Consider the following 24,074-nt stretch of genomic DNA (forward strand, 5'->3'; position numbering starts at 1 on the left):
GTTCAACTCTTTGTCGTCGCTGACGCTACGCCGAGGTTTTGAACATGTTCAAGTCAGCCTGGACGTGATCTGGGGCACGATGGAGGCATGACGACCTGGGTCTTCGAAGGAACCGTCCTCCCCGCCGGGGACACCGCCCGCCTGACCTTCGGCGCGGACGCGACCGGCGAGGCGCTGCCCGGCCGGTACGCCGTACCCGGCCTGGTCGACTCGCACTGCCACCTGACGTTCGACGCGACGCCGGACGGTCCGGTCCTGCGCGGCGAGGACTTCGCGGCCGAGCGACTCGCCGAGTTGGCCGGCGCGGGTGTCAGCGCGCTCCGGGACGTCGGCGGCAACCGCGACGTCACGCTCCGGCTGGCCCGCGACGCCGACGACGGGCGCCCGCTCGTCCTCGCCGCGGGCCGGTTCCTCGCGCCGGTCGGTGCGTACTTCCCGCGGGCGTACGAACCGGTTGCGCCGGAGGAACTCCTGGCCGCGGTCGAGGCCGAGATCGCCGACGGCGCGACCTGGCTCAAGCTCGTCGGCGACTTCCCGGAGGTCGGCCCGGACGGCCCGATCCGCGGCAGCAAGATCAGCCCGACGTACGACCTGGAACTGGTCGCCGCGATGGTAGAGCTCGCGCACGCCCGGAACGCCCGCGTCGCGGCGCATGTGAACACCGACCACGTGACCGGCCTGATCCAGGCGGGCATCGACTCGGTCGAACACGGTACGGCGCTGACCGAGCAGGACCTGGAGGTCCTCGGTGCGCGCGGCGGTGCGTGGACGCCGACGCTGTCCGCCTCGGTCAGCCCGAGTCCGGACGAGACTCCCGAACGCAAGGCCCGTCGCGAGGAGCGGTCCGCGTACCTGGCGTCGGTCCTCCCGCTGGCCGAGCGGTACGGCGTGCACGTACTGACCGGCTCCGACGTGGTCGGCACGGTCGCCGGTGAGATCGACATGCTCGTGCAGCACGGGCTGTCCGTGGAGCAGGCGATCACCGCTGCGTCGACCGGCGCGCAGGAGTACCTCGGCTTGAGCGGCGCGGGCAACCTCGTCACGTACGACGCGGACCCGCGCGAGCACCCCGGCGTACTGGCGCAGCCCGCCGCGGTCGTCCTCAACCACCGGCGGATCGCGTGAAGGAGAAGGACCTCGATCGCTGGGTGCAGAAGTACCGGAAGGCGTGGGAGAGCAACGACCCGAAGGACATCGCGGCGTTGTGGACCGCCGACGCGGCCTGGTACCGACGCCCGGACGAGCCGCCGGTGGTCGGGCAGGAGGCGATCGTCGATGCCTGGCTGGAAATCGCCGACGCACCGGGCGAGACGACCTTCGAGTACGAGGTACTGGGCTTCGGTGACGGCGTGGCGTTCGTCCGCGGCTGGACGACGTACCTGACGAATCCGCCGGGCGAGTTCAGCAATCTGTGGGTGATCCGGATGGACAAGGACCGGGCGCATGAGTTCACCGAGTGGTGGATGGAGAAGCCGCGGTGAGCTACGCTCGGCGTAGGCGCTCAGGGTGCCGCCGGTCCGCGGGAAGGGCTCAGCCCACCTGAGTTGCTTTTTGTTCGAGTACGGATTGACCTCCTTTCTCGCCTGACGACGCGGACAGCAGGCTCGTAGAGAGGAGGTCGGCGATGCCGACCCGGAACCTTCCGAACGACCCTGATCTCGATCACCTGCGTGGCCAGGCGAAAACCCTGCTCAAGGGCGTACGCGCCGGTGACACCGCGGCCGTCGCGCTGGCCGACGAGTTCCATCTCGTGCAGACGCTCGCGGATGCGCAACTCGTGATCGCCCGCAGCTACGGATTCCCCAGTTGGGCGCGGATCGTGCGGCACCTGGAGCTGGTCGGCCGGTACAGCCGGTCGCCGAACCGGCAGTCCGTCGGCGGACCGCTCGACACCCCGGAGCAACGCGCCGACGAGTTCCTCCGGCTCGCGACCCTGCACTACGGCGACGACGATCCGGCCCGGCAACGGTCCGCCCGCGCACTCCTGGAACGATTCCCGGACGTTGCCCGGAGCAACATCTACACGCAGGTGGTGGCCGGCGACCCGGACATCGACTACGCGCAGGCGAGTGCCGAAGGCGGACCGTACCAATGGGAGCCGCTGCTCTACCTCACCTACAGTCGCCTCGACGCACCGAACCAGCTCGAGATCGCGCGCCGGCTCATCGAGCACGGCGCCGACCCGAACGCGGGCTACCTCTGGCAGGGCCTGCCGTCGCCGTTCACCGCTCTGACCGGGGTGTTCGGGCGCGGCGAGGGCGATCAGCCGCCGCACCGTGACCGCGTCCCGTTGGCGCGACTGCTGCTGGACGCGGGCGCCGACCCGAACGACAGCCAGACCATGTACAACTGCGGTCCTGGTTGCCCGCCGCCGTACGACGACGTACATCTGGAACTGCTGCTGGAGTACGGGCTCGGCCGCGGTGACGGTGGACCGTGGCACGAGCGGATGACGACCGCACACCCGACGCCGCGGCAACTGCTCGAGGACGAGCTCGTCTTCGCATCGATGGCCGGGCTGCTCCACCGCGTCGAACTGGTACTTGCCCAAGGCACCGATCCGGAAGGCACCGGCACCCGGCACCCGGGGTTCGCCGGCGAACGCGCGTACGAACTGGCAGCCGTCGAGGGTCATACGGAAATCGCCGAACTGCTCCGCGCGCGTGGTGCCGCGCCGCTGGACGAGATTCACGAGGTGTACGCCGCAGCCATGCGCGGTGAGCTGCCCGCTGTCGACGCCGGACTCGCGGCCCGTGCGGTCGCGCGCAACCGGCATCTTCCGGTACGAGCCGCGGAGATCGGCCGCACTGTCGCGATGGAACCGCTGCAGCGGCTCGGTTGGGACCTGAACCGGCTGTACGGCGGCTCCGCACCGATCCACCGCGCCGCACTCAACGGCCACCTGGAGACCGTACGGAAACTCGTCGAGCTCGGCGCCGACCCGGAGCTTCGTGATCCGAACTACAACGGGACCGCACTCGGCTGGGCCGAACACAACCACCAGGACGCGGTGGCCGACTACCTCAAGGACTTACCGCGAGGAAGATGAACGCGCTGAACACCGACAGGTGAACGGCGCCCTGCAGCAGGGTCGCACGACCGGTCGACAGCGTGAACATGCCGGTGACGACCGTCAGCGCGAACAGCACCATCTCCTTGCCGCCGAGCCCGAGGACGAGCGGACCGCTCAGCCAGATCGAGGCGATCGCGATCGCGGGGATGGTCAGGCCGATACTGGCCAGCGCTGAGCCGAGCGCGAGGTTGACGCTGGTCTGGAGACGATTCCGCAGTGCCGCGCGGACGGCGGCAATCGTCTCCGGCAGCAACACGAGCATCGCGATCACGACGCCGACCACGGACAGCGGCAGGCCGGCCGACTGGACGGCGTGTTCGAGGTTCGGCGAGACGGTCTTCGCGAGTCCGACCACTGAGACCAGGCAGACGAACAGCAGCCCGAGGCTGAGCAGCGCGGTCGCCGTACTCGGCGCGTCGGCGTGGTGGTCCTCGTCCTCGTCGACGTCGCCGTCCGGGCTGACCGGGAGGAAGTAGTCGCGGTGCCGGATCGTCTGGATGAACACGAACACGCCGTACATGACCAGCGACGTGACCCCGGCGAAGGCGAGCTGCGCCGCGCTGAACTGCGGCCCCGGCACGCTCGTGGTGAACGTCGGCAGCACCAAGCTGAGCGTGACCAGCGCAGTCATCACCGAGAGAGCGGAGTACGACGCCTGCACCCGGAAGCCCTGCACGCGGTGCCGGACCGAGCCGACGACCAGCGCCAGGCCGAGGATGCCGTTGCAGGTGATCATCACCGCGGCGAACACGGTGTCCCGCGCCAAGGAGGCCGCCTTGTCGCCGCCGGACGCCATCAGCGTGACGATCAGCGCGACCTCGATCACCGTCACCGCGAGCGCCAGGATCAACGTACCGAACGGCTCTCCGACCTTGTGCGCGACGACCTCGGCGTGATGGACAGCAGCGAACACCGCCGCGCCGAGTCCGACACACACCAGGAGCAACAACACCGTGCCGAGGTCGCGATGCCACGACAACACCAGATCGAGAAAGGCAAGCACAGGCACGGCCAGCGTCCAGCGCGGCAACCCTTGGATCACGGATCTACTCATCCCCAACAACCCTATCCGCAATCCACTTGGCTTCCCACGAACGACGGGTGATGCTTCTCCCATCATGACTGTCGAGATCCGCGAAGCCACCGCCGACGACTGGCCGGCTATCTGGCCGTTCTTCCACGAGATCGTCGTCGCGCGCGAGACGTACACCTACGATCCTGAGCTCACCGAGGAGCAGGCGCGGGCGCTGTGGATGTCGCCGTCCAGCTCACCGTTGGCACGGACAACGGTCGCGGTCGATGCCGACGGCACCGTTCTCGGCAGCGCCAACATGTACCCGAACCGGCCCGGCCCTGGTAAGCATGTGGCCAGCGCGAGCTTCATGGTCAACGGCGCGGCCCGCGGGCGCGGAGTCGGGCGGGCACTGTGCGCTGACATGATCGCCTGGGCCACGCGGTCCGGGTTCCGCTCGATCCAGTTCAACGCGGTGGTCGAGACGAACGAACCGGCCGTACACCTCTGGCAGTCCCTCGGCTTCCGCATCGCCGGCACCGTCCCGGAAGCCTTCGAACACCCAAACCTCGGCTACGTCGGCTTACATGTGATGTACCGTCCACTGACATGAACCGTGCGCGCCGGATGTGGAAGGCGTTGGAGCCGTTCCATGCGATCACGTACTTTGCGCCGGAGACCCGGCGGGCGACTGATGCGCTCGGGCTCAAGGGTGGCTGGATGAGCTACTTCGGGTGTCGGGCCGCGCCGCTGGGTGCGGTGGGGCCGGAGATTGTCGCCGCGGTGTTCTACAACTTCCACCCGGCGATGGTCGCGCGCTCGGTGCCGGACGCCTGGACGTACGCCACGCCGGCACAGCTCCTCGACGCGCGCCTCGGGGCTGTCGACGACGCCGTCCGACGGCTGTCCGGCACGCCGCCATACCAAACCGTATGGTCTAGCGGCGTGTTCGGCCGCGCGGCTGAGCTTGCCCGGCGGGCGGCGGAGCTGGCTCCGGTCGCCGGGCGACCGATCGCGGCGGCGAACGCAGCGTTGGACTGGCCAACGGAACCACATCTGGTGCTCTGGCAGGCTACGACGATCCTGCGGGAGTCTCGGGGTGACGGGCATGTCGCGGCGTTGGTTGCTGCTGGACTCAGTCCGTGTCAGGCGTTGGTGACGATCTCTGCGGCGGGTGGGCCGGCGAAGGAGGTCTTCCAGCTCAATCGGCGGTGGAGCGACGACGAGTGGGCTGCCGCGTCGGATGATCTTCGTGGTCGTGGGCTGCTCGACGCTGCCGGTGCGCTGACCGAGGCTGGGCGTGCGCTTCGGCAGCAGGTCGAGGACACGACCGATGCGTTGGCCGATCAGGGGTGGCGTGCGTTCGGCGAATCCGCGACTGCCGAGTTGCACGAGCTGGTTCGTCCGCTGAGTGCCGTACTGATGAGTCAGGGGCTGATCCCGGCGGACAACCCGATGGCTATGCGCTGGGACTGATCCGGTCGGCGAGCGCGCGGAGCGAATGCGCGAGCTGCTCGCCGGTCGGCGCCGTGTCGGGGTCGAACATGCTTTGGGCGACCACGCCCAGCAGCATCGCCTGGAGCAACGTACCGGTCGCCTGAACTTCCTCGGGCGTCGCGTCCGGCCCCACTCCACCAAACAGGTGCGCCAGCCCTTCCCGGGCCTCCTCCTGCATCTTCGCCAGGTCGGCCACCAACTCCGGCATGCTCCCGCCAAGACTCAGCACCTCGAACTGCGCCGCCCACAACGTCCGCATCCGCGGACTCTCCAAACTCCCGGCAATCTGCCCCCAAGTCGCCACAAACCGCTCCCCCGCCGTCCGCTCCGCACCAGCAGTCCTCCCCACCCCGGGGGCTGCCGCGGCGGCTACTTCGGTTGCCCATTCGTCGGTGAGTAGTGCTCGGAGTGCCTCGTTCAGGAGGGCGTCCTTCGAGCCGAAGTGATAGCCGATCGCCGCCAGGCTCACGCCGGCCGCGGTCGCGATGTCGCGCGCCGTCGTCCGGCTGTATCCCTTCTCCAGCAGACACGCCTTCGCGCCCTCGACCAGCGCCTCGCGATTACCCATACCGACAACCCTAGCACACTCGTCTCATACGAATGTCTTGCACAAACGTCTAAGACCATCGTACAGTCATCGCATCAACCACCTTCCGGAGGAGTTCACGATGACCACAGTGCTGATTTCGGGTGCGAGCGTCGCAGGACCGGCGCTGGCCTACTGGCTGCAGCGGTACGGGTACGAGCCGACCGTCGTCGAGCGGGCGCCCGCCCCGCGACCGGGCGGGTACGCGGTCGACTTCCGCGGCGCGTCGATGACCGTGCTGGAGCGGATGGGCATCCTGTCCGCGGTCCAGGAGCGCGCCACCCGGATGGGCGCGATGACGTACGTGAAGGAGTCCGGCAAGGTCGCGGCGACCACCTCGGTCGAGGCGTTCAGCGGCGAACTGGAGATCCTCCGCGGCGACCTCGTCGACATCCTGTACGACCTGACCCGCGACACCACCGAGTACATCTTCGACGACACGATCACCGAGCTGACCCAGGACGACGCGGGCGTCGACGTGGTGTTCGAGAGCGGTACGACGCGGCGCTTCGACCTGGTCGTCGGCGCCGACGGGCTGCACTCGAACGTACGGCGGCTCGCGTTCGGCCCGGAGTCGTCGTACGTGCACAACCTCGGGTACTACGCCTCCGTCTGCACCGTCGAGAACCACCTCGGCCTCGACCACACCGGTCAGATCCTGAACGTACCGGGCAAGACCGTCGGCACGTACAGCGCGCGGAACAACACCGAGGCAAAGGCGCTGTTCTACTTCGCGTCAGCCGATCTCACCTACGACCGGCGGAACGTGCCGGCGCAGAAGGCGATCGTCGAGGAGCAGTTCAAAGGCCTGGGATGGGAAGTACCGACGCTGCTCGAAGGAATGCGGACCGCGCCGGACTTCTACTTCGACTCGATCAGCCAGATCAAGCTCGACAGCTACTCCCGCGGCCGCGTCTCGCTGTGCGGCGACGCCGGGTACTGCGCCTCGCCGCTGTCCGGGATGGGTACGAGCCTCGCGATCGTCGGCGCCTACGTACTCGCGGGCGAGCTGCAAGCGGCCGGCCGCGACCACATGCGGGCGTTCGCGCAGTACGACGTACGGATGAAGGACTTCGTGGCCGCCTGTCAGAAGCAGGCTGTGGACGGCGCGATGTGGTTCATCCCGGCGACCCGATGGTTCATGCGGCTGCGGAACCTGACCTTCCGGATGATGCCGTACCTGCCGTGGCGGAACATGATCCGGGACATGTCGCTCAAGGTCGGGAACGCGATCGACCTGCCGGCCTACGAAGACCGGCCGCAGCGGCCCGGAGTACGGCGGCCGTGAGCGCGTCGAGGATGCCGGACTCGAGTTTCCAGTGCTGCCAGTACAGCGGCACGTCAATGTACTTGCCTGGGGCAACGTTGACCAGGCGGCCGGCGGCCAGCTCGGGTCCGGCCAGCTCGTCCTCGATCATCCCCCAGCCGAGCCCGATCCGGACCGCCTCGTGGAAGGGTGCCGACGCCGGGATCGCGTGCGACGGCGGATCCAGCTTGCGGCGCGTGACCTTGCGGACCAGGCGGTGCTGCAGGACGTCCTTCTCGTTGAAGGTCACCATCGGCGCCTCGGCGAGGGCCTCCGGCAACGGTTTCCCGGTCAGCCAGCGCTCGGCGTACTCCGGGGTGGCCAGCGGGAGGTACCGCATCTTGCCCAGCGGTACGACGCGGCAGCCCTGCACCGGGCGCGGATCGGCCGTTACCGCGGCGAGGACCGTACCGTTGCGCAGGTACTCCGCGGAGTGCTCCTCGTCCTCCTGGTGGATCAGAAACCGCGCGTCGTGGGTCCGCGACAGGTCGAGCATCGCGGGCAGGAACCAGTTGTTCAGCGAGTCCGCGTTCACCGCGATCGGGATCCGTTGCGCGTCGACCGTACCGCGGACGGCAGCGATCGCCTCGACCTCCAGCAGTGCGACCTGGCGCGCCAGCCGGAGCAGCGCCTCCCCCGCCGCGGTCGCCCGGGCCGGCTTGCCGCGCATCACCACGACCTGACCAAGACGACTCTCCAACGCCTTGATCCGTTGGCTGACCGCGGACGGCGTGACGCTCAGCCGCCGCGCGGCCGCGTCGAAACTGCCCTCGTCGAGGACTGCCACGAACGTCTCGAGCTGCACCGAGTCGAACTGCATGATGAAGCGATTCTAATGCCCCTTCAGAATCTTTAGCTGGTTTGAAGGTGCCTGTACTGCCTACCGTCGGCACATGCCCTACCTCGCCGGATTCGCCACGGCACTGTCACTGATCGTCGCGATCGGCGCCCAGAACGCCTTCGTCCTCCGCCAAGGCCTCCGCCGCGAACACGTACTCCCGGTAGTGCTCACCTGCGCCCTCTCCGACGCACTCCTCATCTCCGGCGGCATCCTCGGCCTCGGCGCCCTCCTCACCCGTAGCCAGGTTGCCTTGGACATCGCGAAGTACGGCGGCGCCGCGTTCCTCTACGCGTACGCCTTCCTGGCCGCGAAACGAGCCTTCAACCCCAGCGCCATCACCCCCACCAGCAACACCCCCGCCGCCCTACGCAGTGTCGTCCTGGCCTGCCTGGGCTTCACGTACCTCAACCCGCACGTCTACCTGGACACCGTCGTCCTCCTAGGCTCCCTGGCCAACCAACGAGGCACCAACGGCCGCTGGCTCTACGGCCTGGGCGCGGTAACCGCCAGCTTCACCTGGTTCTTCTCCCTAGGCTTCTTCTCCCGCAAACTAACCCCCACCTTCGCCCGCCCCCGCTCCTGGCAATACCTGGACACCGCCATAGCCCTCCTAATGACCACCCTCGCCACCTGGATGCTCCTCACCTGATATCCACAGGCACGCAAGACACCGACCGCCGATTCCCAAACCCCGATACACTGTCAGTAGCAAGACCAGCCCCTCTGCCCCTTCCGGGCACGGGCTGGTCGTCTTTTTTTCGGGGGAGTTCAGTGCCTTCCTACCTCAAGCCACATCTGTCCTTCGACGCCCAGGTCGAACTGCTGAAGAGCAGAGGCATGGTCGTCGACGATCCCGCCGCAGCCGCCGAACTGCTGAGCGTGATCGGCTACTACCGACTGAGCGGTTACTGGTACCCGTACCGCCGGCGCCTCGGGTCCAGACAGCGTGCCGTTGGGGTGGGAGGAGTGTTGGCCGTGGATGTGACTGTTTTGTGTGATGCGGTGGCTGTGTTTCCGGAGAGTGTGGGGGAGGCGTTGGTTGGGTGGGGGGTGGGGGATGCTGAGTGGACTGGGCGGGTGGTGCCGGGGAATGTGTTGGGGGAGGGGTGGTTGCTGCATTTTCATAGTTATCTGGTGGTGGACGGGTCGCGGGTGGTGTTGGTGGATGCGGGGATCGGGCCTGCGGGTGGGGGTGCGGCTGAGTGGTTGGGGGTTGCGGGGCGGTTGCCTGGGTTGTTGGAGCGGGTGGGGGTGGAGGTCGCGGATGTTGACGCGGTCGTGTTGACGCATGTGCATCTGGATCACATCGGGTGGGTGTCAGACGGAGCGCGGCCGTTGTTTCCGCAGGCGGAGTACGTCCTGCAGCACGACGAACTCGAGCAGGCCCGCGGCAGGACGGCGTACGCGCAGCTCATCGACCCGATCAAACAGGCCGGCCAGCTGCGCGTGGTGACGGGAGAGACGACACTCCACGGCATGCGGCTCCTCCCGACCCCAGGCCACACACCAGGCCACCAGTCGGTGATCACGGACCGCGCGATCCTCGGCGGCGACGTCCTCGTACATCCGGCCCAGGCCCGCCGCCCGGACCTCACCTACGTCTACGAACAAGACCCCGCAACAGCAACGACCTCACGCCGCGAGCTCCTGGCCCTGGCCGCCGGCTTGGGCATCCCGATAGCCGCCGCTCACCCCCACCCACCGCTCTCCTCCACCGGCCAACCGAGCGCCTCAGTGGGTCCCGGCAATACCGTCTGCCCTCCTCACAAGCTTTAGCGGTAACCAGTGGTGTCGGCCGGTTTGCCTGGTTGTTCTACCTCCACGATGTACCGCCACGCGTCCGGGCGGCTGCCGTCGAGGTCGGTGAAGTTGTAGACCTGCGCGAGCTCACCACTCGATGTGGACTTGCCGTTCCACCGGCGGACGTCGGGGTCGGCTGCGAGCGCAGCGACCGCGCGGCCGACGTACGACGGGCTCTCCGAGATCGCGAAGTGTGGGACCTGTGAAGTGGCGTCCTGCCAGTTGTCCTCGCGGACCCCGAACCCTTCGAGCATCGCCTCCGAACGCAACCACCCCGGAGAGAGGAGTACGGCGGTTGCGTCGTACTTGTCCAGCTCGTGCGCCAGCGCGAACGCGATCCGGCTCACCGCACCCTTCGCCACGTCGTAGAAGAACGAGACGCGATAGTTCTGCGCGTTGTACTCGTTGGTGCCGTCGGTCATCTCGACGACCAGCCCACCAGGTGACTTGATCAGCAACGGCAGGGCGTGGTGCGCGGTGATGGCGTGGGTGTTGACGCCCAGCTGCAGCAGTCGCAGGCCGGCGTCGACGTCGCTCTCCCAAACGGTCTTGTCCCATTCGGGTTCGCCGTGCTGTCCCCAGATGTCGTTCACCAGGATGTGCAGCGCGCCTTGTTCGCGTTCGATCCGCTCGACGAGCGCTTGGACCTGCGCGGGATCCAGGTGATCCACGGGTACGGCGATCCCGTGCCCGCCGGCCTGGTCGACGAGATCGGCGGTGTCCTCGATCGTCTCCGGGCGGTCCATCTCCGAGCGCTGCGTCCGCGTACTGCGCCCGGTCACGTACACCGTCGCGCCGGCCGCGCCGAGCTCGACCGCGATCCCACGTCCGGCCGCCCGGGTCGCCCCGGCGACCAAGGCCACTTTCCCCGCCAACGACTGCATGTCATGCTCCTTATCCATACGATGTACGATTATGTACCATACGGCGTATGGTTAACGTCGGCAACCGGTCCGGGCGACCGCGGGCGGGGGAGGAGCGGCTGAGCCGGGAGGCGATCCTGACGGCCGCACTGCGGATCGTCGACGACGAGGGCATCGACGCGCTGACGATGCGCCGGCTGGCCGCGACGTTGAAGGTCAACCCGATGTCGCTGTATCACCACCTGCCGAACAAGGCCGCCGTACTGGCCGGCCTCGCCGAACTGGTCTTCGCCGAACTCGAGCTACCCGACCCGGGCGAGGCCGTGCCCTGGGACGAGCAACTGAAGGACGCGGCCCGCGCCTACCGGAACGGTCTGCGCGCGCACCCGAACCTCGCACTCCAGATCCTCTCCGACCCGTCCGCGGTGTCGAACGTCGTCGTGGTCACGATGGAGCCGTTCTACCGCGCCCTCGACCGCGCCGGCCTGGCACCACGCCAGATCTTCGAGGCCGCGAACACGCTGATCGACTTCATCCACGGCTTCAGCCTCGGCGAGACGTCCGTACGCGCCGAGACGTTCGAGCTTGCGCCTGACCTCCTCGCCCAGGTCCGCGCGCTCCCCGAGGACAAAGCCCCGACCCTGACCCGGATCGTCAACGAACTGGGTCCGGAGGGTCTCGCTTACGACTTCGACAGCGGCTTCGAGTCGGGTCTGTCCACCTTGGTCGCCGGCTTCGCGCGATAACGCGAGATCGCGACCCCGACCAGGCACAACGCCCCGCCACCGAACGCGAGCGGCGCCGGGCTCTCACCGAGCAGCAGCCACCCGAGCGCGATCGCCAGCGGCGGAACCAGGTACGTCGTCGCGCCCATCCGTCCCGCGGTCGTCCGGGCCAACGCGTAGGCCCAAGTAGTAAAGGCGATCGCTGTCGGGAACGCGCCGAGGAAGACGATCCACCAGACGTTCGACGGTCGCACCTCCCGCACCAGGGCGGGTCCGAACGGCAAACAAGCGATCGCGCCGATCACGCACGACAGCCAGGTGACCTCCAACGCGGGCAGCCGGCCGAGCAACGGCTTCTGTGACACGACACCGATCGCGTACGCCGCTGCCGCGATCAGGCACAGCACGACGCCCCATACCTCGGTCCCGCCGTGGGACGAGGACAAGCCGATCACGACCACCCCGCCGAAGGCGACCAAACTCCCGATCACCAGCTGGCGCGGGAACCCTTCCCGCAGGAACAGCCCGGCCAGCAAGGCGATCAGCAACGGACCAACGTTCACCAGCATCGCCGTCGTTCCCGCGTCGAGATGCCGCTCGGCCTCGTTCAGCGCCAGGTTGTACACGCCGAACCACAGCAACCCGCACGCCAGCAGCAACTTCCAGTCCGCCCGAGCAGGCCAGCGCCGCGGCCGGGTGAACACGAAGATCCCGAGTACGACACTGCCGACCATCAGCCGGCCGAGCGACAGCGCGCCGGCCGACATCCCCTGGCCGACGTGCCGGATCGCGACGAACGCCGACGCCCACAGCACCACCGTCACCGCAGCCGCGCCGGCTGCGAGCGCGCCCTGTTTCCTCATGTACGTGAAACGCTTTCGTCGCTCATGATGTGAGGTTAGGACTCGGACGCTTCGGCCGCCGCCGAACTACGCGGCGCCGGCAGTGCCGCAGGTACGACGAACGCGGTCAGCAGCACCGGGATCGTCAAGGCGGCAACGAGGATCGACATCGTGAACCACACCGACCCGACCGCGAACCCGGCGTACACGGCGATCGCCGAAACCTCCGCGAACAACCCGGAAACCGAGGTCACGGTGGCTCGCGCCGGACCGGTGATCGCGTCCTGCAGCCGCGATTCCGACACCACGATGACGAGCTGCAGTACGCCGTACCCGACCGCGATCGGCAGGAAGCCCCACGCGGAGCCGCTCAGCGCACCCGACGCGATCAACACCGCCGTGACCGCCAACCCACCGGCGAACGTTGCCGCGGGCAACCTGTAGGCAGGTCCGGCGAGCGCGCCGCCGATCGCCTGCGCGGCAACGGTTCCCGCGATCAGCAGCGGGATCACACCCGTCGCCGCACCGGTTTCGCGGGCGAGCAGCGGGAAGTACTCGTCGAACGCCAGGAAGCCACCGAGTAGCGCAACCAGCAGCACAGCCCGCCGTACGACGCGACTCGTCAACACCTCGGACACGCCGGTACGCAGCATGTGGAGGTAGTTCGCGAACGCCGCCTTGGCGCCGGGCTCGGCCGACTCGCGCGCGTTCTCCACCGGTCTGGATTCGGGCAACGTCCACGCGACGAAGGCCTCGACGACACAGCTCAGAACGCTCACCACTCCGGCAAGGGTGTAACCACCGAGCTCGAACAGCGGCGCCGCGACAACGGTTGCCGCCAGGTTCGTCACGAAGGCGGCGGATCGGGCGCGTCCCAGCAGCGTCGGATAGTGCTCGGCGCGACCCCGCGCAGCGAGTTCGTCGTACACGAACGCCTCGTACGTACCCGAGATCAACGCCGACGAGGCGCCCCACAGGACGAAACCCAAGGCGAACCCGGCGAACGACGGCAGCGTGATCCAGGCGGCGTACCCGAGTCCGCTGATCAAGGCGCCGAGGACCAGCAGCTTGCGCCGTGAGTACGAGTCTGCCCAGGCGCCGGACGGTACCTCGAGGACGAACCCGGTCGCGGACCAGATCACGAACAGCAGGGAGATCTGCGCAGGCGAGAGCCCGTGGTCCTTGAACAGCAGCTGGTACAGCGGATACAGCGGGATGAAGTCGTGGAGCGCGTTGACCGCGACGATCCGGGCCGACAGCGTTCGATCAGCACGTCAAAGGAAGGTCATGGCTTGGACGATACCGCTAAATGGGGCGCGTCGCCGACGGATTATCCGCCAGAGTAGAGCGATGGGAGACGTCAGCGAACGGTTCTGGGCGAAGCTGCCGGACGGCAGCCGGGACGCCCTGGTGAACGGACTGAGCCAGTCCGAGCTGCAGTCCGTCCTGCTGGACGTGAGCCGCGAACGCGCCGCCAAGGTGACGCCGCCGCGGCTGCTGCAGCGCTGGCAGCAGGACCGCTTCGTCCGGCCGTCGGCTGTCGACCCGCGGGAGCTGGTGAAGACCCAGCAGCGGCTGTGGGAGCTGCTGCCGGAGAAGTTCGCCGGCGTCCAGCTGTCACCGCTCGCGCCGCTGGGGACATGCTCCGCGGTCGCGCCGATCAACCAGCACCAGATCGTCAGCACGATCCGCGGTACGGAGGTGGCCAGCGACCCCACCAACGAGCTGGCGATCGAGGCCGCCGTACGACGCCGTGCCGGGCAGGACCGCGTACACCTGGCGACTTGTCAGCGGGTCGTCCGCGCGCAGCAGTTCGACACGCCGGGGTTCTCGGCCCACTTCGAGCTGTTCGTACTGGTGTCGAGCGCACGCGACACCGGATCGTGCCGGACCGAGGCCGAACTGCTGATCGACCACCTGAGCTTCTGGCACGCCGTACTGGGCGAGAAGGCCGGGCTGACCTTCACCGCGTTCAAGGAGACCGCGCTACGGGATCGGATCGAAGACACGGTCCGCCCGGCGCTCGCCGTACCGTTCACGGAGGACACCGAGCGGACGAAGAGCGCGACGTACTACGCCGGTACGGCGCTCGGCATCGGCAACGGCATCGGTGACGGCGGGTTCACCACTTGGACCGCGGACCTCCTCGGCGACGCGAAGGAACGCTGCCTGACCTCCTGCATCTCGACGGAGTTCCTCACCGCTACCGGAGCTTGAGCAACCCGGCGTCGGTCGGGCGGAACCCGCACGCGTCGAGGTAGAACGCGGCGAGGTGCGGCTCGAAGTCCACATGCAACCACTCGCACCCGGCGGCCCGAGCTTCGTCCGCAGCAATCATTACCAATTGCTTGCCGACGCCGTGCCGGCCGTGATCGGGGTGCACGGCGGTGTCCAGCACGAACGCGTGCCCACCGCCGTCCCAGCAGACCTGCACGAACCCGACCAGCTGGTCGTTGCTAAAAGCACCGACCCAGGTCAGCGCCCACCGCTCCAACCGCTCCGCCCAGGCATATACCTCCGGCTCGCTCTCGAACGCCGCCGCGTGCAGGAAGGACAACTCACGATCGTCGACCGGGAACCGGACGACGTACTTCAGCTCGGTCACCCGGACAGGCTAGGCGACCAACGCGTAGGCAGTCGGGGAATTAGTGAAGGCCCGCGGTCCGGACGGGATCGGCTGGGTACGCTGCTCGACCCGGATCGCCGCGGTCTGCAGGTGCACGGGCAGGGTCGACCGGACCGCGGTGGTCAGGTCGAACTGGACCTCGGCCAGCAGGTCGGTCAGCTGGAGGTCGAGGGCGCGGCAGATCGCGGCGAGGATCTCCGACGAGGGTTCCTTGCGGCCGCGTTCGATCTCGGACAGGTACGGCACCGACACCTGGGCCAGCTCGGCGAGCTCACGCAGGGTGATGCCCCGCTCGCGCCGTAGCCGGCGGAAAACGCTTCCGATCACCTGGCGTAGCAACACGACTGGCCCTCCTCGCCTCCGGATCTCCTGTACCGAGTGTGCCATCCGGCGCAGGTCCGCCGGACCGGATCTGCCCTGAGCAGACGTTCTGCTCTGAGAAGAATCAGCTGCCGAGCGCGTTCCGGAGGTCGGTCGTCAGGTCCTCGGGGTCCTCGAGGCCGAGGCTCAGCCGGAGCAGTCCGTCCGAGGGCTTCGCGTCCGACGCGACCAGCCGGTGGGTGAGGGCGGCCGGGTGCTGGATCAACGTGTCGACACCGCCGAGCGAGACCGCGTGGGTGATCAGCCGCAACCGCCGCGCCACCCGGGACGCGGCCTCGAATCCGCCCGTCAGGGTGAAGGCGAGGACGGCTCCTGGACCGGATTGCTGGCGCCCGATCAGGCCCTGCGGGTCGCTCAGGCCCGGGTAGTAGACCCGCTCGACGGACGGCTGTGCGGACAGCCAGTCCGCGACCTTGATCGCGGTCGCCTGCTGCGCCCGTACTCGCACTGGCAGCGTCTGCAGTCCCCTGTGCAGTTCGTACGCCGCCAGTGGGTGCAGCAGGCCACCGGTCACTGCGCGGATCTGCCGGAGCCGGCCGATCCACTCCACGCCGGCCGCGACGACGCCTCCCATGACGTCACCGTGACCGCCGAGGTACTTGGTTGCCGAGTGCAACACCAGGCTCGCCCCGTGCCGAGCCGGCTGTTGCAGGACGGGCGTGGCGAACGTGTTGTCCACCAGGACCGGTACGTCGCGCGCTGCGTTCGCGACGTACCGGAGGTCGACCAGGTCGACGGTCGGGTTGGCCGGGGTCTCGACGACCACCAGGCCGGTGTCCGGGCGGATCGCTCCGGAGATCTCGGCCGGTTCGACGTACGTCACGGTTGTCCCCAGGAGGCCTGTGGACAACAGGTGGTCCGTCCCGCCGTACAGCGGCCGTACGGCGACCACATGCGGACGGCCCGCGGCGACGGTGGCGAGCAGGCAGGCGGTGAGCGCGGCCATGCCCGAACCGAAGGCGACCGCGCCGTCGGTCTGCTCGAGCTCGGCGAGCGCGTCCTCGAAGCGGGCCACGTTCGGGTTCCACAGGCGCTGGTAGACGAGGCTCCCGCCGTCGGGGCCGCGCCCCTGGGCGAGTTCGTCGTACGACGCTCCGCCGGTGTCGATGTCGGGCAGCGGATAGGTGGTGGACAGGTCGATCGGCGGGACGTGGACGCCGAGCGCGGCCAGGTCGTCGCGTCCGGCGTGCACAGCACGGGTGTCGAGCATCGCAGCCTCCTGTGGATAACTGAGGTGACTGTGAATCTTCTGCGAGATCGGCACAAGAGTTCCGAAGAAAATTCGTCCACAGGCTCGTCCACACGCTGTGGATTCTGCGGATGGCCCTACAGTAGGTGGCATGCCGAAGGATCGTCGGAGCCCTGGACCGGCGCCGCGGCCCCAACCGGGTGCACCGTTCGAAGGGCTGGACGAGGTGGACCGGAAGCTGGTGGGGCTGCTCACGGCCGACGGCCGGATGCCGAACAACGCGCTCGCCGAGGCATGCGGCATCGCGCCGTCGACCTGCCTCACCCGGGTCCGCGCACTCCGCGAACGTGGCGTGATCCGCGGCTTCCACGCCGACGTGGACCTGGCGGCGCTCGGGAAGCCGCTGCAGGCGCTGATCGCGATCCGGATCGGTGCGCACTCCCGCGACGAGATCGACCGGTTCCGGACGAAGGTTCCCGGGCTGCCCGGAGTGTTGTCGCTGTTCCACGTCAGCGGCGCGAACGACTACCTACTGCATGTCGCCGCGACCACGCCGGACGCGCTGCGTGAGTTCGTGCTCGACCACCTGACCGCGGATCCCGCGGTCAGCCACGCCGAGACGAGTCTGATCTTCGAACATGTCCGCGGTGGTTAGCGCGGCTTGAGGCCCCAAGCTCCCGCGAGCAGTTCGAACGAGTGGCGACGTTCGGCCGGGTTGTGGATGTTGGTGGTGATGATCAGCTCGTCGGCGCCGGCCGAGTTGGCGCGGCGGAGCAGGTCGGCGGCCACCTGGTCGGGCGTACCGACGGACACCAGGCCGGCCCATTCCTCGACGGCGGCCTCTTCCGCCTCGGACCACGGGTACTCCGCGGCCTCCTCGGGCGACGGGAGCGGACCAGGACGGCCGGTGCGCAGGCGGAGCATCGAGAGGGCGTTCGCGCGAGCGAGCTGCTGCGCGCGCTCCTCGGTCTCCGCGACGATCGCGGCGAGTGCGAGCATCGCCCGCGGTTCGCCGGCGTGCTCGAGGCGGCGGTAGTTCTCCTTGTACGCCGAGATCACGCCGGCCGGATCGAGCGTCCCGAAGTGCCCGGCGTACGCGAACCCGGTCCCGAGCGCGGCGGCCGCCTGACCGCCGTACGTGCTGGAGCCGAGGATCCACACCGGCGGCAGCGGTACGTCGCTCGGCTGCGCGGTGATCGGCTCGAACGGATGCCCGGCCGGGAAGCCTTCGGCGTACGCGCGGAGCTCGGCGTACTGCTCGGTGAAGTCGTCCGCGCCGAGTGCCTCCCTGCTGCGGTGCAACGCGAGCGCGGTGCGCTGGTCGGTGCCGGGTGCGCGGCCGAGGCCGAGGTCGATGCGGTCCGGGTACAGCCCGCCGAGGACGCGGAACGTCTCGGCGACCTTCAACGGCGAGTGGTTCGGCAGCATGATCCCGCCGGAGCCGACCCGGATCGTGGACGTCGCCGCCGCGACCGCCGCGATCATCACCTCGGGCGTGGAGCTCGCGACGCTCGGGATGTTGTGATGTTCGGCCAGCCAGAACCGGTCGTAGCTGGCGGCCTCGGCGGTACGCGCCAGCTCGAGCGTCTCGTGCAACGCCGCCGACGGTCGCGTGCCTGCCGGCACCGGCGAAAGGTCGAGCACGGACAGGGGCATCGGTTCGGCGCTCACAAACAACTGCCAACCACCGCCGCGGTCGACCTATTCCGGGTCCCCGGATCTGCACCACTCATCAACCGGCCGATCAGGCGCCCGTCCGGCGAAAGCTGAGCCTGGAACGTGGCGCCGCGGGCAGGTTGGTGTGTGGTGGCGGTCCGCCAGGCCATCACAACCGGCCGGGCAGGCGGCGGTTGAGCGTGGAGCGGCCGCCGGGTGGCGATTGCGATGGCCTGGGGATACGCGTGCCGCCCGGCGCTCCGCTGAGCCGCGGCCTGGCCTGGCCTGGGACGGGCTCGTCCGCGTGCTGGCTTGCCGGTCGCTGGACGGGGATCCGCTAGGCCGGATATGGCGTGGTTGCGCGGGCGTCGCGGAGGGAGCGGGCCCACCAGGCGAGTTGCCGGAGTAGGGCGGCGGCCGCGGTGGAGGTCGACGGGTCGAGTGGTTCGCCGGCGGCGAAGTCTTCCTCGCGGAAGCCGAGGGTGTCGCGGATCGTGACCGCGTGCAGCTCGCCGAAGACCAGCCGCAACTGTTCGGCGGCGCGCAGGCCGCCCGAACGTCCGCCGTACACAACGAAGCCGACCGGCTTCGCGTACCAGGGCCGGCGGACCGCGTCGATCGCGGTCTTCACGTCCCCCGGGTACGCGTGGTTGTACTCGGCCGTGACGATCATCACCGCGTCGGCGTCCTGGATCCGGGCCGGCAACTCCGCCGTCGGAGTCACGCTCAGGTCGATCAGGTCGAGCTTGAACTCGTCCGCCCGCTCCACCTCCCGCGCGAACCAGCGCGTGACCGCCGTACCGAACCGCCCGCCCTCGAGGTTGCGCGTCAGCACGACGAGCCGGAGCGGATGAACAGTCACACCTCAAGACGCTAATACCTCAACAAGACTTGAGGTCAAACCGTCTCAGCCGGTGGTTCCGCGGGCGGGGCGGTAGTGCGCAGGTCGGTCTGGGCGGCGTTCATCAGGGAGGAGGAGTCGTCCAGGACGCCGACGGTCTGCCAGGACTTGGTCACTGCGGCGAGTTGGGTGGAGGCGTCGCCGAAGAGCGAGCGGGCGGTCGCCTGGGTCGCTTCGGCGAAGTCCTTGAAGGTCGCGGACGAGGCGAGGTTGCCGGACGTCAGCGTGCCGTACCAGATCTTGCCGGCGTCGTCGTACGCGTTCCCGCCGATCGCCGTCGCGACCAGGTAGAACGCGTGGTTCGGGATGCCGGAGTTGATGTGTACGCCGCCGCTGTCGTCCTGCGTGTCGACGTACCCCGCCATGTCGGCCGGCTGCGGGTCCTTGCCGAGCCGCGGATCGTCGTACGCCGTACCTGGCGCCTTCATCGACCGCAGCGCGACACCCTGAACGCCAGGGAGGAACAGCCCGGCGCCGATCAGCCAGTCAGCATCCGCGGCGGACTGCTTGAGCGAGTACTGCTTGGCGAGCGAGCCGAAGACGTCGGAGATGCTCTCGTTCAGCGCACCGGACTGGCCTTGGTAGTCGAGGTTCGCGGTGTACTGGGTGACGCCGTGCGTGAGCTCGTGCCCGGTGACGTCGATCGACGAGGTGAAGTTGCCGAAGATCTCGCCGTCCCCGTCGCCGAACACCATCTGCGACCCGTCCCAGAACGCGTTCGCGTACCCGCGGTCGTAGTGCACGGTCGAGACCAGCACCAGCCCGTTGCCGTCGATCGAGTCGCGGCCGTAGCACTCCTGGTACAGGGTCCAGGTCGCGCCGGTGCCGTCGTACGCCTGGTTGACCGGCTGGTCCTGGACCGGCTCGTCACCCTCGGAGCGGATCAGCGTGCCGGGCAGGTCGGTGCCGTGCTCGGCGTCGTACACCTTCCGCTGCCGGCCACCCGCCGCCGCGACCTCCGGTGTGCGACCGGCCGCGGGCCGCGTTCGCAGTACGGCGTCGTGCTGCAAGGACTGCCGGATCCGGGCACGGACGCTGGGGTCACCCACGGACCGCTCGAGCTGCTCGAGCAGATACGGCGGGACGATGGCGTGGAACACCACTACAGGAAAACCCGGTCACCGGATAAACTCAAGGATTTGTGGCCGCGTCGGAGCGAATTCCGGAATTGCGACCCGAAAACCAACGCGCGCATTTTAACACGAGGGATGGGGAATTGCCGAATCCTGTTGACGCCGAGCAGGACAACCTGATCCGGTTCTACGCTGCGCTCGATGCCGAGCGGGAGCGGACCGACGCGCGGGCCGACGACGAACAGCTGGTGCGGACGCGGAACGCGCAGGCGCTGCACCAGCGCGACGGGCGGATCCGCGACCTGAAGCTGCGGCAGGCCCGGCTGAACGCGGCCGAGGAGGGCCTGTACTTCGGCCGCCTGGACACCGCGGACGGCGAGATCCTGCACCTCGGCCGGATCGGCCTGCACGACGACGAGTACGAGCCGCTCCTGGTCGACTGGCGCGCCCCGGCGGCGCGGCCGTTCTACATCGCGACGGCTGTCGCCAACCTCGGCGTCGTCCGGCGCCGGCACGTCCAGACCCGGTTGCGCCGGGTGATCGACGTGCAGGACGAGCAGCTCGACCTCGGCCGGGAAGCCGCCGACCCGTCGAAACCCGGCACCGGCGTGATCGGCGAGGCAGTGCTGATGAAGGCGCTGGAGGCCCGCCGGACCGGCCGGATGGAGTCGATCGTCCAGACCATCCAGGCCGACCAGGACCGGATCATCCGCTCCGAACTGCCCGGAATCCTGGTCGTCCAGGGCGGTCCCGGCACCGGAAAGACGGCAATCGCACTGCACCGCGCGGCATTTCTGTTGTACACCCACCGTGAGCAACTGGAAAAGCGCGGAATTCTCGTCGTCGGCCCGAATGCGGCGTTCCTGCGCTTCATCGGCCAGGTGCTTCCGTCGCTCGGTGAGGACGGCGTCCGGCTGGTCACGATCGCGGAGCTCTACCCGGGGATCAACGCGACCCGCCCGGAGTCGCCGGAGAGCGCCGAGGTCAAGGGCCGGACCGGGATGGCCGACGTGATCGCGCGCGCGGTCACCGACCGGCAGTGGATCCCGGATCAACCGGTGCACGTGACCGTCGAGCGTACGGAACTGACGCTGGATCCCGAGGTCTGCGAGGCGATCCATGCCCGGGTCGCGAACCGCAACCTCACCCACAACCAGGCGCGGCCGTTCGTTCTGAACGAGTACACCGACCACCTCACGAACCAGTACGCCGACCTGATCGGCACCGACCCGCTCGACGGTGAGCAACTGCTCGACGAGTACGACCTGGCCGAGCTGCGGAACGAGGTGCTCGCCGAACCGGCCGTGCAGGCGTTGCTCGAACGGCTCTGGCCGTTGCTCACTCCGCAGAAGCTGCTCGAGGACCTGTACGGCGACGAGGACCGGCTCGCGTCCGCGGCACCGCAGCTGTCCGCGCTGGATCGCGAGCACCTGCTGCGGTACGGCGCCGACTGGAGCCCGGGCGACGTGCCGCTGCTCGACGAGGCGGCGGAACTGCTCGGTGACGACGGGTCCGAGGCGGCGCGGGAGCGGGCGGCCCGGGCACGTGCGGTCGCGTACGCACAAGGCGCCCTGGACGTACTGTCCGGTTCGGGGTCGACCGACTTCGACGAGGACGACGAGGCGGAAATCCTTACCGCGAAGGACATTCTGGACGCCGAAGCCTTCGCCGAGCGGTACGAGGCGGACGACGACCGCACGCTGGCCGACCGCGCCGCGGCCGACCGACGGTGGACGTACGGACATGTGATCGTCGACGAGGCGCAGGAGCTGTCGCCGATGGCATGGCGGGCGATCGCGCGGCGGTGCCCGCTGCGCTCGATGACGGTCGTCGGCGACGTCGCGCAGACGAGTTCGGTCGGTGGCGGTACGTCGTGGTCGAGCGCGCTCGGCGAGACCTTCGGCGACCGCTGGCGGCTGGCCGAGCTGACGCTGAACTACCGGACGCCGGCCGAGGCGATGGAGTTGGCGAACTCGGTACTGCGCGAGGTCGATCCGTCGGCGAAGGCGCCGCAGTCGGTCCGGTCAACGGGCGTACGCCCGTGGCACGTCGACGTACCGGCGGCCGAGCAGGCGTTGTACGTGTACAAGATGGCCGCCGAGGAGACCGCGTACGGCGAGGTCGGCGTGATCACGTCCCGCAGCCGGCTCGAGCTGATCCAGGAAGCGGTCGACGGCCTGTCCGGCGTCACGGTCCTGACCGCTCGCGAGGCAAAGGGGCTCGAGTTCGACTCGGTCCTCGTCGTCGACCCGGACGGCATCGTGATCGAGTCACCTCGCGGCCTCCGCGACCTGTACGTCGCGCTCACCCGCTGCACCCAACGCCTCGGCGTTGTCGGCGACCTCCCCGACGTACTCCAGGACTCAGCTGCCTGGGGGTGAGCCGTGGCCCTTCCGCCCGAACAGCCGGGCGAAGTTCACAGCACTTCTGCTGAGACCCGGCTCGGGGATGGACAACCGAGAGTGACAGGACTTCAATGTCCGACGGAGAAAGTCCGACACGGGGGGAGCTCGTGATGCGTCAGGTTTGGACAGGTTTGCTGGCAGCGGCGCTGGTTGCCGCAGGTGGTGTGGCGGCCGGGCTGCAACCGGCGGCCGCCTCGGAGCCGAGCATGCCGGTCTATGCGATCGACACACCTGCCAAGGTGGTGCTGCCGACGACCACCCGGCGGTACGTGTTCCCGGTCGCGGGGTGCCGGGCGGACGCGTCGCAGAGTCATCACGACTATCCGGCGTCGGACATCTTCACGAAGGTCGGCTGCAAGTTCGTCGCCCCGATCGCGGGACGCGTCGACGAGGTCAGCCGGGTGGACCGCTGGAACCCGAAGACGAACCGCGGCGCCGACCGCGGCGGCCTCTCGGTCTCGATCATCGGCGTGGACGGCGTCCGGTACTACGGCTCGCACCTGTCCTCGATCGCCGCCGGGATCAAGCCGGGCGTACGGGTCCGCGCCGGCCAGCTCCTCGGCCGGACCGGCAAGACCGGCAGCGCCCGCTACACCTCGCCGCACCTGCACTTCGGCATCAGCTGGCCGACCGGCAAGAACGTCTGGTGGATCCGCCGCGGCGCCGTCGCCCCGCAACGCTTCCTCAACAGCTGGCACGCCGGCGGCCAACTCTCCCCAGCCTCCGCCGTAGCCGCAGCCAAACGCCACTACGGCGTAGACCACGGCTGCCGCGCGTACTGCTGACTCAGGACGTGTCGAAAGCTCTTCGGCGGCTCCGACGTACCGGTTGATCGTCGGAGCTAGGGAGAGATCGTGATTCTGAACAGCATGTTGCTCGGGAGTACGGACGCCGAGCGGTTGAAGGCCTGGTACCGGGACGGGTTCCGGGCCGAGGTCGACGGGTACGGCAACCTGGATCTCGGTGGGTTCGGGCTGGTGATCGAGCAGCGCGACGACGTCGCGGGGAAGAACGCGGAGCCGGGCCGGCACATCGTGAACTTCGCGGTGGACGACATCCAGGCGGCGGCCGCGCACCTGCGGACGCTGGACGTCGACTGGCTGGTACATCCCGAGGACCGCGGGATCGGGTGGTTCGCGACATTGATCGACCCGGACGGGAATTACGTCCAGTTGATCCAGATGAAACCCGAGTACTACACGAAGAAGTGAAAAACATTCGCACCGGACCTGGGGGATCCGGTGCGAACGATTATTTACTCAGGCGCATTTCACAGGGGAGAAAAGGGGCGGCAAGCG

At 68.6% G+C, this 24,074-nt stretch carries 26 protein-coding genes; 14 read left to right on the forward strand and 12 right to left on the reverse strand.

The features are described 5' to 3' along the window. Nucleotides 1-87 precede the first annotated feature (87 nt). The 3 genes from ACFYRU_RS09895 (at nucleotide 88) to ACFYRU_RS09905 (ending at nucleotide 3,049) form a co-directional block, all read left to right on the forward strand. Nucleotides 88-1,125 (forward strand): amidohydrolase family protein, encoded by a 1,038-nt coding sequence (locus ACFYRU_RS09895; RefSeq protein WP_387655385.1) that lies wholly within the window; start codon nucleotides 88-90, stop codon nucleotides 1,123-1,125. Further along, nucleotides 1,122-1,481, forward strand: a complete 360-nt coding sequence (locus ACFYRU_RS09900) for a YybH family protein (protein WP_387655388.1) — start codon at nucleotides 1,122-1,124, stop codon at nucleotides 1,479-1,481. The genes ACFYRU_RS09895 and ACFYRU_RS09900 overlap by 4 nt, the downstream gene beginning before the upstream one ends. Before the next feature lie 143 nt (nucleotides 1,482-1,624). Next, the gene (locus ACFYRU_RS09905; RefSeq protein WP_387655390.1) at nucleotides 1,625-3,049 is read left to right on the forward strand and encodes an ankyrin repeat domain-containing protein; all 1,425 of its coding nucleotides are present in this window, start codon (nucleotides 1,625-1,627) and stop codon (nucleotides 3,047-3,049) included. Here the strand turns inward: ACFYRU_RS09905 and ACFYRU_RS09910 are convergent. After that, nucleotides 3,024-4,127, reverse strand: a complete 1,104-nt coding sequence (locus ACFYRU_RS09910; protein ID WP_387655393.1) for a calcium:proton antiporter — start codon at nucleotides 4,125-4,127, stop codon at nucleotides 3,024-3,026. The genes ACFYRU_RS09905 and ACFYRU_RS09910 overlap by 26 nt on opposite strands. A gap of 64 nt (nucleotides 4,128-4,191) precedes the next feature. Between ACFYRU_RS09910 and ACFYRU_RS09915 the strand changes: the two genes are divergently transcribed. Together ACFYRU_RS09915 and ACFYRU_RS09920 are read left to right on the forward strand one after the other, a co-directional pair. Further along, a complete protein-coding gene (locus ACFYRU_RS09915) occupies nucleotides 4,192-4,698 on the forward strand; it encodes a GNAT family N-acetyltransferase (RefSeq protein ID WP_387655395.1) in 507 nt (168 codons plus the stop codon). Continuing rightward, nucleotides 4,695-5,561 carry a hypothetical protein gene (locus tag ACFYRU_RS09920; RefSeq protein WP_387655398.1) on the forward strand — a complete coding sequence of 289 codons (867 nt, stop codon included), beginning with the start codon at nucleotides 4,695-4,697 and terminating at the stop codon, nucleotides 5,559-5,561. Before ACFYRU_RS09915 ends, ACFYRU_RS09920 begins: the two co-directional genes overlap by 4 nt. Here ACFYRU_RS09920 and ACFYRU_RS09925 read toward each other — a convergent pair. Next, nucleotides 5,545-6,150 (reverse strand): TetR/AcrR family transcriptional regulator, encoded by a 606-nt coding sequence (locus ACFYRU_RS09925; RefSeq protein WP_387655400.1) that lies wholly within the window; start codon nucleotides 6,148-6,150, stop codon nucleotides 5,545-5,547. The genes ACFYRU_RS09920 and ACFYRU_RS09925 overlap by 17 nt on opposite strands. A 100-nt stretch (nucleotides 6,151-6,250) precedes the next feature. Here ACFYRU_RS09925 and ACFYRU_RS09930 point away from each other — a divergent pair, with 100 nt between their 5' ends. Continuing rightward, the gene (locus ACFYRU_RS09930) at nucleotides 6,251-7,456 is read left to right on the forward strand and encodes an FAD-dependent monooxygenase (protein WP_387655403.1); all 1,206 of its coding nucleotides are present in this window, start codon (nucleotides 6,251-6,253) and stop codon (nucleotides 7,454-7,456) included. Here the strand turns inward: ACFYRU_RS09930 and ACFYRU_RS09935 are convergent. Then, on the reverse strand, nucleotides 7,383-8,294 hold the full coding sequence (locus tag ACFYRU_RS09935; RefSeq protein WP_387655406.1) for a LysR family transcriptional regulator ArgP: 912 nt from the start codon (nucleotides 8,292-8,294) through the stop codon (nucleotides 7,383-7,385). The genes ACFYRU_RS09930 and ACFYRU_RS09935 overlap by 74 nt on opposite strands. A 73-nt stretch (nucleotides 8,295-8,367) precedes the next feature. On the opposite strand from ACFYRU_RS09935, the gene ACFYRU_RS09940 reads away from it, so the two are divergent. Then, nucleotides 8,368-8,964 carry a LysE/ArgO family amino acid transporter gene (locus ACFYRU_RS09940; RefSeq protein WP_387655409.1) on the forward strand — a complete coding sequence of 199 codons (597 nt, stop codon included), beginning with the start codon at nucleotides 8,368-8,370 and terminating at the stop codon, nucleotides 8,962-8,964. A gap of 188 nt (nucleotides 8,965-9,152) precedes the next feature. Further along, nucleotides 9,153-10,091, forward strand: a complete 939-nt coding sequence (locus ACFYRU_RS09945) for an MBL fold metallo-hydrolase (protein WP_387658070.1) — start codon at nucleotides 9,153-9,155, stop codon at nucleotides 10,089-10,091. On the opposite strand, the gene ACFYRU_RS09950 is transcribed toward ACFYRU_RS09945, so the two are convergent. After that, nucleotides 10,088-10,999: an SDR family oxidoreductase gene (locus ACFYRU_RS09950; protein ID WP_387655412.1), complete on the reverse strand. Its 912-nt coding sequence runs from the start codon at nucleotides 10,997-10,999 to the stop codon at nucleotides 10,088-10,090. The two genes, ACFYRU_RS09945 and ACFYRU_RS09950, sit on opposite strands and share 4 nt — an antisense overlap. A 47-nt stretch (nucleotides 11,000-11,046) precedes the next feature. Between ACFYRU_RS09950 and ACFYRU_RS09955 the strand changes: the two genes are divergently transcribed. Next, nucleotides 11,047-11,724 carry a TetR/AcrR family transcriptional regulator gene (locus ACFYRU_RS09955; RefSeq protein ID WP_387655414.1) on the forward strand — a complete coding sequence of 226 codons (678 nt, stop codon included), beginning with the start codon at nucleotides 11,047-11,049 and terminating at the stop codon, nucleotides 11,722-11,724. On the opposite strand, the gene ACFYRU_RS09960 is transcribed toward ACFYRU_RS09955, so the two are convergent. Next, the gene (locus ACFYRU_RS09960) at nucleotides 11,661-12,566 is read right to left on the reverse strand and encodes a DMT family transporter (protein ID WP_387655417.1); all 906 of its coding nucleotides are present in this window, start codon (nucleotides 12,564-12,566) and stop codon (nucleotides 11,661-11,663) included. The genes ACFYRU_RS09955 and ACFYRU_RS09960 overlap by 64 nt on opposite strands. A gap of 35 nt (nucleotides 12,567-12,601) precedes the next feature. Then, nucleotides 12,602-13,804, reverse strand: coding sequence for an MFS transporter (locus tag ACFYRU_RS09965; RefSeq protein ID WP_387658072.1), 1,203 nt, complete (start codon nucleotides 13,802-13,804; stop codon nucleotides 12,602-12,604). A gap of 91 nt (nucleotides 13,805-13,895) precedes the next feature. Here ACFYRU_RS09965 and ACFYRU_RS09970 point away from each other — a divergent pair, with 91 nt between their 5' ends. After that, nucleotides 13,896-14,762: a hypothetical protein gene (locus tag ACFYRU_RS09970; protein ID WP_387655420.1), complete on the forward strand. Its 867-nt coding sequence runs from the start codon at nucleotides 13,896-13,898 to the stop codon at nucleotides 14,760-14,762. Here the strand turns inward: ACFYRU_RS09970 and ACFYRU_RS09975 are convergent. From ACFYRU_RS09975 to ACFYRU_RS09985, 3 genes are all read right to left on the reverse strand, one after another. Continuing rightward, on the reverse strand, nucleotides 14,749-15,150 hold the full coding sequence (locus tag ACFYRU_RS09975; RefSeq protein WP_387655423.1) for a GNAT family N-acetyltransferase: 402 nt from the start codon (nucleotides 15,148-15,150) through the stop codon (nucleotides 14,749-14,751). The genes ACFYRU_RS09970 and ACFYRU_RS09975 overlap by 14 nt on opposite strands. A 9-nt stretch (nucleotides 15,151-15,159) precedes the next feature. Beyond that, nucleotides 15,160-15,513: a helix-turn-helix domain-containing protein gene (locus ACFYRU_RS09980; RefSeq protein WP_387655424.1), complete on the reverse strand. Its 354-nt coding sequence runs from the start codon at nucleotides 15,511-15,513 to the stop codon at nucleotides 15,160-15,162. 103 nt (nucleotides 15,514-15,616) lie between these two features. Beyond that, nucleotides 15,617-16,762 (reverse strand): trans-sulfuration enzyme family protein, encoded by a 1,146-nt coding sequence (locus tag ACFYRU_RS09985; RefSeq protein ID WP_387655427.1) that lies wholly within the window; start codon nucleotides 16,760-16,762, stop codon nucleotides 15,617-15,619. A gap of 130 nt (nucleotides 16,763-16,892) precedes the next feature. Here ACFYRU_RS09985 and ACFYRU_RS09990 point away from each other — a divergent pair, with 130 nt between their 5' ends. Further along, nucleotides 16,893-17,396 (forward strand): Lrp/AsnC family transcriptional regulator, encoded by a 504-nt coding sequence (locus tag ACFYRU_RS09990; RefSeq protein ID WP_387655430.1) that lies wholly within the window; start codon nucleotides 16,893-16,895, stop codon nucleotides 17,394-17,396. On the opposite strand, the gene ACFYRU_RS09995 is transcribed toward ACFYRU_RS09990, so the two are convergent. The 3 genes from ACFYRU_RS09995 to ACFYRU_RS10005 form a co-directional block, all read right to left on the reverse strand. Further along, nucleotides 17,393-18,412 (reverse strand): LLM class flavin-dependent oxidoreductase, encoded by a 1,020-nt coding sequence (locus tag ACFYRU_RS09995; protein ID WP_387655433.1) that lies wholly within the window; start codon nucleotides 18,410-18,412, stop codon nucleotides 17,393-17,395. The two genes, ACFYRU_RS09990 and ACFYRU_RS09995, sit on opposite strands and share 4 nt — an antisense overlap. A 322-nt stretch (nucleotides 18,413-18,734) precedes the next feature. After that, entirely contained in the window at nucleotides 18,735-19,259 is a 525-nt protein-coding gene (locus ACFYRU_RS10000) for an NADPH-dependent FMN reductase (RefSeq protein WP_387655436.1), read from the reverse strand. 35 nt (nucleotides 19,260-19,294) lie between these two features. Further along, nucleotides 19,295-20,398: a M4 family metallopeptidase gene (locus ACFYRU_RS10005; RefSeq protein ID WP_387655438.1), complete on the reverse strand. Its 1,104-nt coding sequence runs from the start codon at nucleotides 20,396-20,398 to the stop codon at nucleotides 19,295-19,297. Nucleotides 20,399-20,514: 116 nt separating this feature from the next. Between ACFYRU_RS10005 and ACFYRU_RS10010 the strand changes: the two genes are divergently transcribed. The 3 genes from ACFYRU_RS10010 (at nucleotide 20,515) to ACFYRU_RS10020 (ending at nucleotide 23,987) form a co-directional block, all read left to right on the forward strand. After that, on the forward strand, nucleotides 20,515-22,752 hold the full coding sequence (locus ACFYRU_RS10010) for a HelD family protein (protein WP_387655441.1): 2,238 nt from the start codon (nucleotides 20,515-20,517) through the stop codon (nucleotides 22,750-22,752). Between the two features lie 134 nt (nucleotides 22,753-22,886). After that, nucleotides 22,887-23,561: a M23 family metallopeptidase gene (locus tag ACFYRU_RS10015; RefSeq protein WP_387655443.1), complete on the forward strand. Its 675-nt coding sequence runs from the start codon at nucleotides 22,887-22,889 to the stop codon at nucleotides 23,559-23,561. Between the two features lie 69 nt (nucleotides 23,562-23,630). Beyond that, the gene (locus ACFYRU_RS10020; RefSeq protein WP_387655445.1) at nucleotides 23,631-23,987 is read left to right on the forward strand and encodes a VOC family protein; all 357 of its coding nucleotides are present in this window, start codon (nucleotides 23,631-23,633) and stop codon (nucleotides 23,985-23,987) included. The last annotated feature ends 87 nt before the right edge of the window (nucleotides 23,988-24,074 follow it).

The organism is Kribbella sp. NPDC004536, assembly GCF_042873835.1.
Lineage (GTDB): Bacteria > Actinomycetota > Actinomycetes > Propionibacteriales > Kribbellaceae > Kribbella.

Coding starts and splice junctions, on each gene's coding strand:
- ACFYRU_RS09895 (WP_387655385.1), top strand. CDS start 88: ATGACGACCTGGGTCTTCGAAGGAACCGTCCTCCCCGCCGGGGACACC.
- ACFYRU_RS09905 (WP_387655390.1), top strand. CDS start 1,625: ATGCCGACCCGGAACCTTCCGAACGACCCTGATCTCGATCACCTGCGT.
- ACFYRU_RS09910 (WP_387655393.1), bottom strand. CDS start 4,127: ATGAGTAGATCCGTGATCCAAGGGTTGCCGCGCTGGACGCTGGCCGTG.
- ACFYRU_RS09915 (WP_387655395.1), top strand. CDS start 4,192: ATGACTGTCGAGATCCGCGAAGCCACCGCCGACGACTGGCCGGCTATC.
- ACFYRU_RS09920 (WP_387655398.1), top strand. CDS start 4,695: ATGAACCGTGCGCGCCGGATGTGGAAGGCGTTGGAGCCGTTCCATGCG.
- ACFYRU_RS09925 (WP_387655400.1), bottom strand. CDS start 6,150: ATGGGTAATCGCGAGGCGCTGGTCGAGGGCGCGAAGGCGTGTCTGCTG.
- ACFYRU_RS09930 (WP_387655403.1), top strand. CDS start 6,251: ATGACCACAGTGCTGATTTCGGGTGCGAGCGTCGCAGGACCGGCGCTG.
- ACFYRU_RS09935 (WP_387655406.1), bottom strand. CDS start 8,294: ATGCAGTTCGACTCGGTGCAGCTCGAGACGTTCGTGGCAGTCCTCGAC.
- ACFYRU_RS09940 (WP_387655409.1), top strand. CDS start 8,368: ATGCCCTACCTCGCCGGATTCGCCACGGCACTGTCACTGATCGTCGCG.
- ACFYRU_RS09945 (WP_387658070.1), top strand. CDS start 9,153: ATGGTCGTCGACGATCCCGCCGCAGCCGCCGAACTGCTGAGCGTGATC.
- ACFYRU_RS09950 (WP_387655412.1), bottom strand. CDS start 10,999: ATGCAGTCGTTGGCGGGGAAAGTGGCCTTGGTCGCCGGGGCGACCCGG.
- ACFYRU_RS09955 (WP_387655414.1), top strand. CDS start 11,047: ATGGTTAACGTCGGCAACCGGTCCGGGCGACCGCGGGCGGGGGAGGAG.
- ACFYRU_RS09960 (WP_387655417.1), bottom strand. CDS start 12,566: ATGAGGAAACAGGGCGCGCTCGCAGCCGGCGCGGCTGCGGTGACGGTG.
- ACFYRU_RS09970 (WP_387655420.1), top strand. CDS start 13,896: ATGGGAGACGTCAGCGAACGGTTCTGGGCGAAGCTGCCGGACGGCAGC.
- ACFYRU_RS09985 (WP_387655427.1), bottom strand. CDS start 16,762: ATGCTCGACACCCGTGCTGTGCACGCCGGACGCGACGACCTGGCCGCG.
- ACFYRU_RS09990 (WP_387655430.1), top strand. CDS start 16,893: ATGCCGAAGGATCGTCGGAGCCCTGGACCGGCGCCGCGGCCCCAACCG.
- ACFYRU_RS10015 (WP_387655443.1), top strand. CDS start 22,887: ATGCGTCAGGTTTGGACAGGTTTGCTGGCAGCGGCGCTGGTTGCCGCA.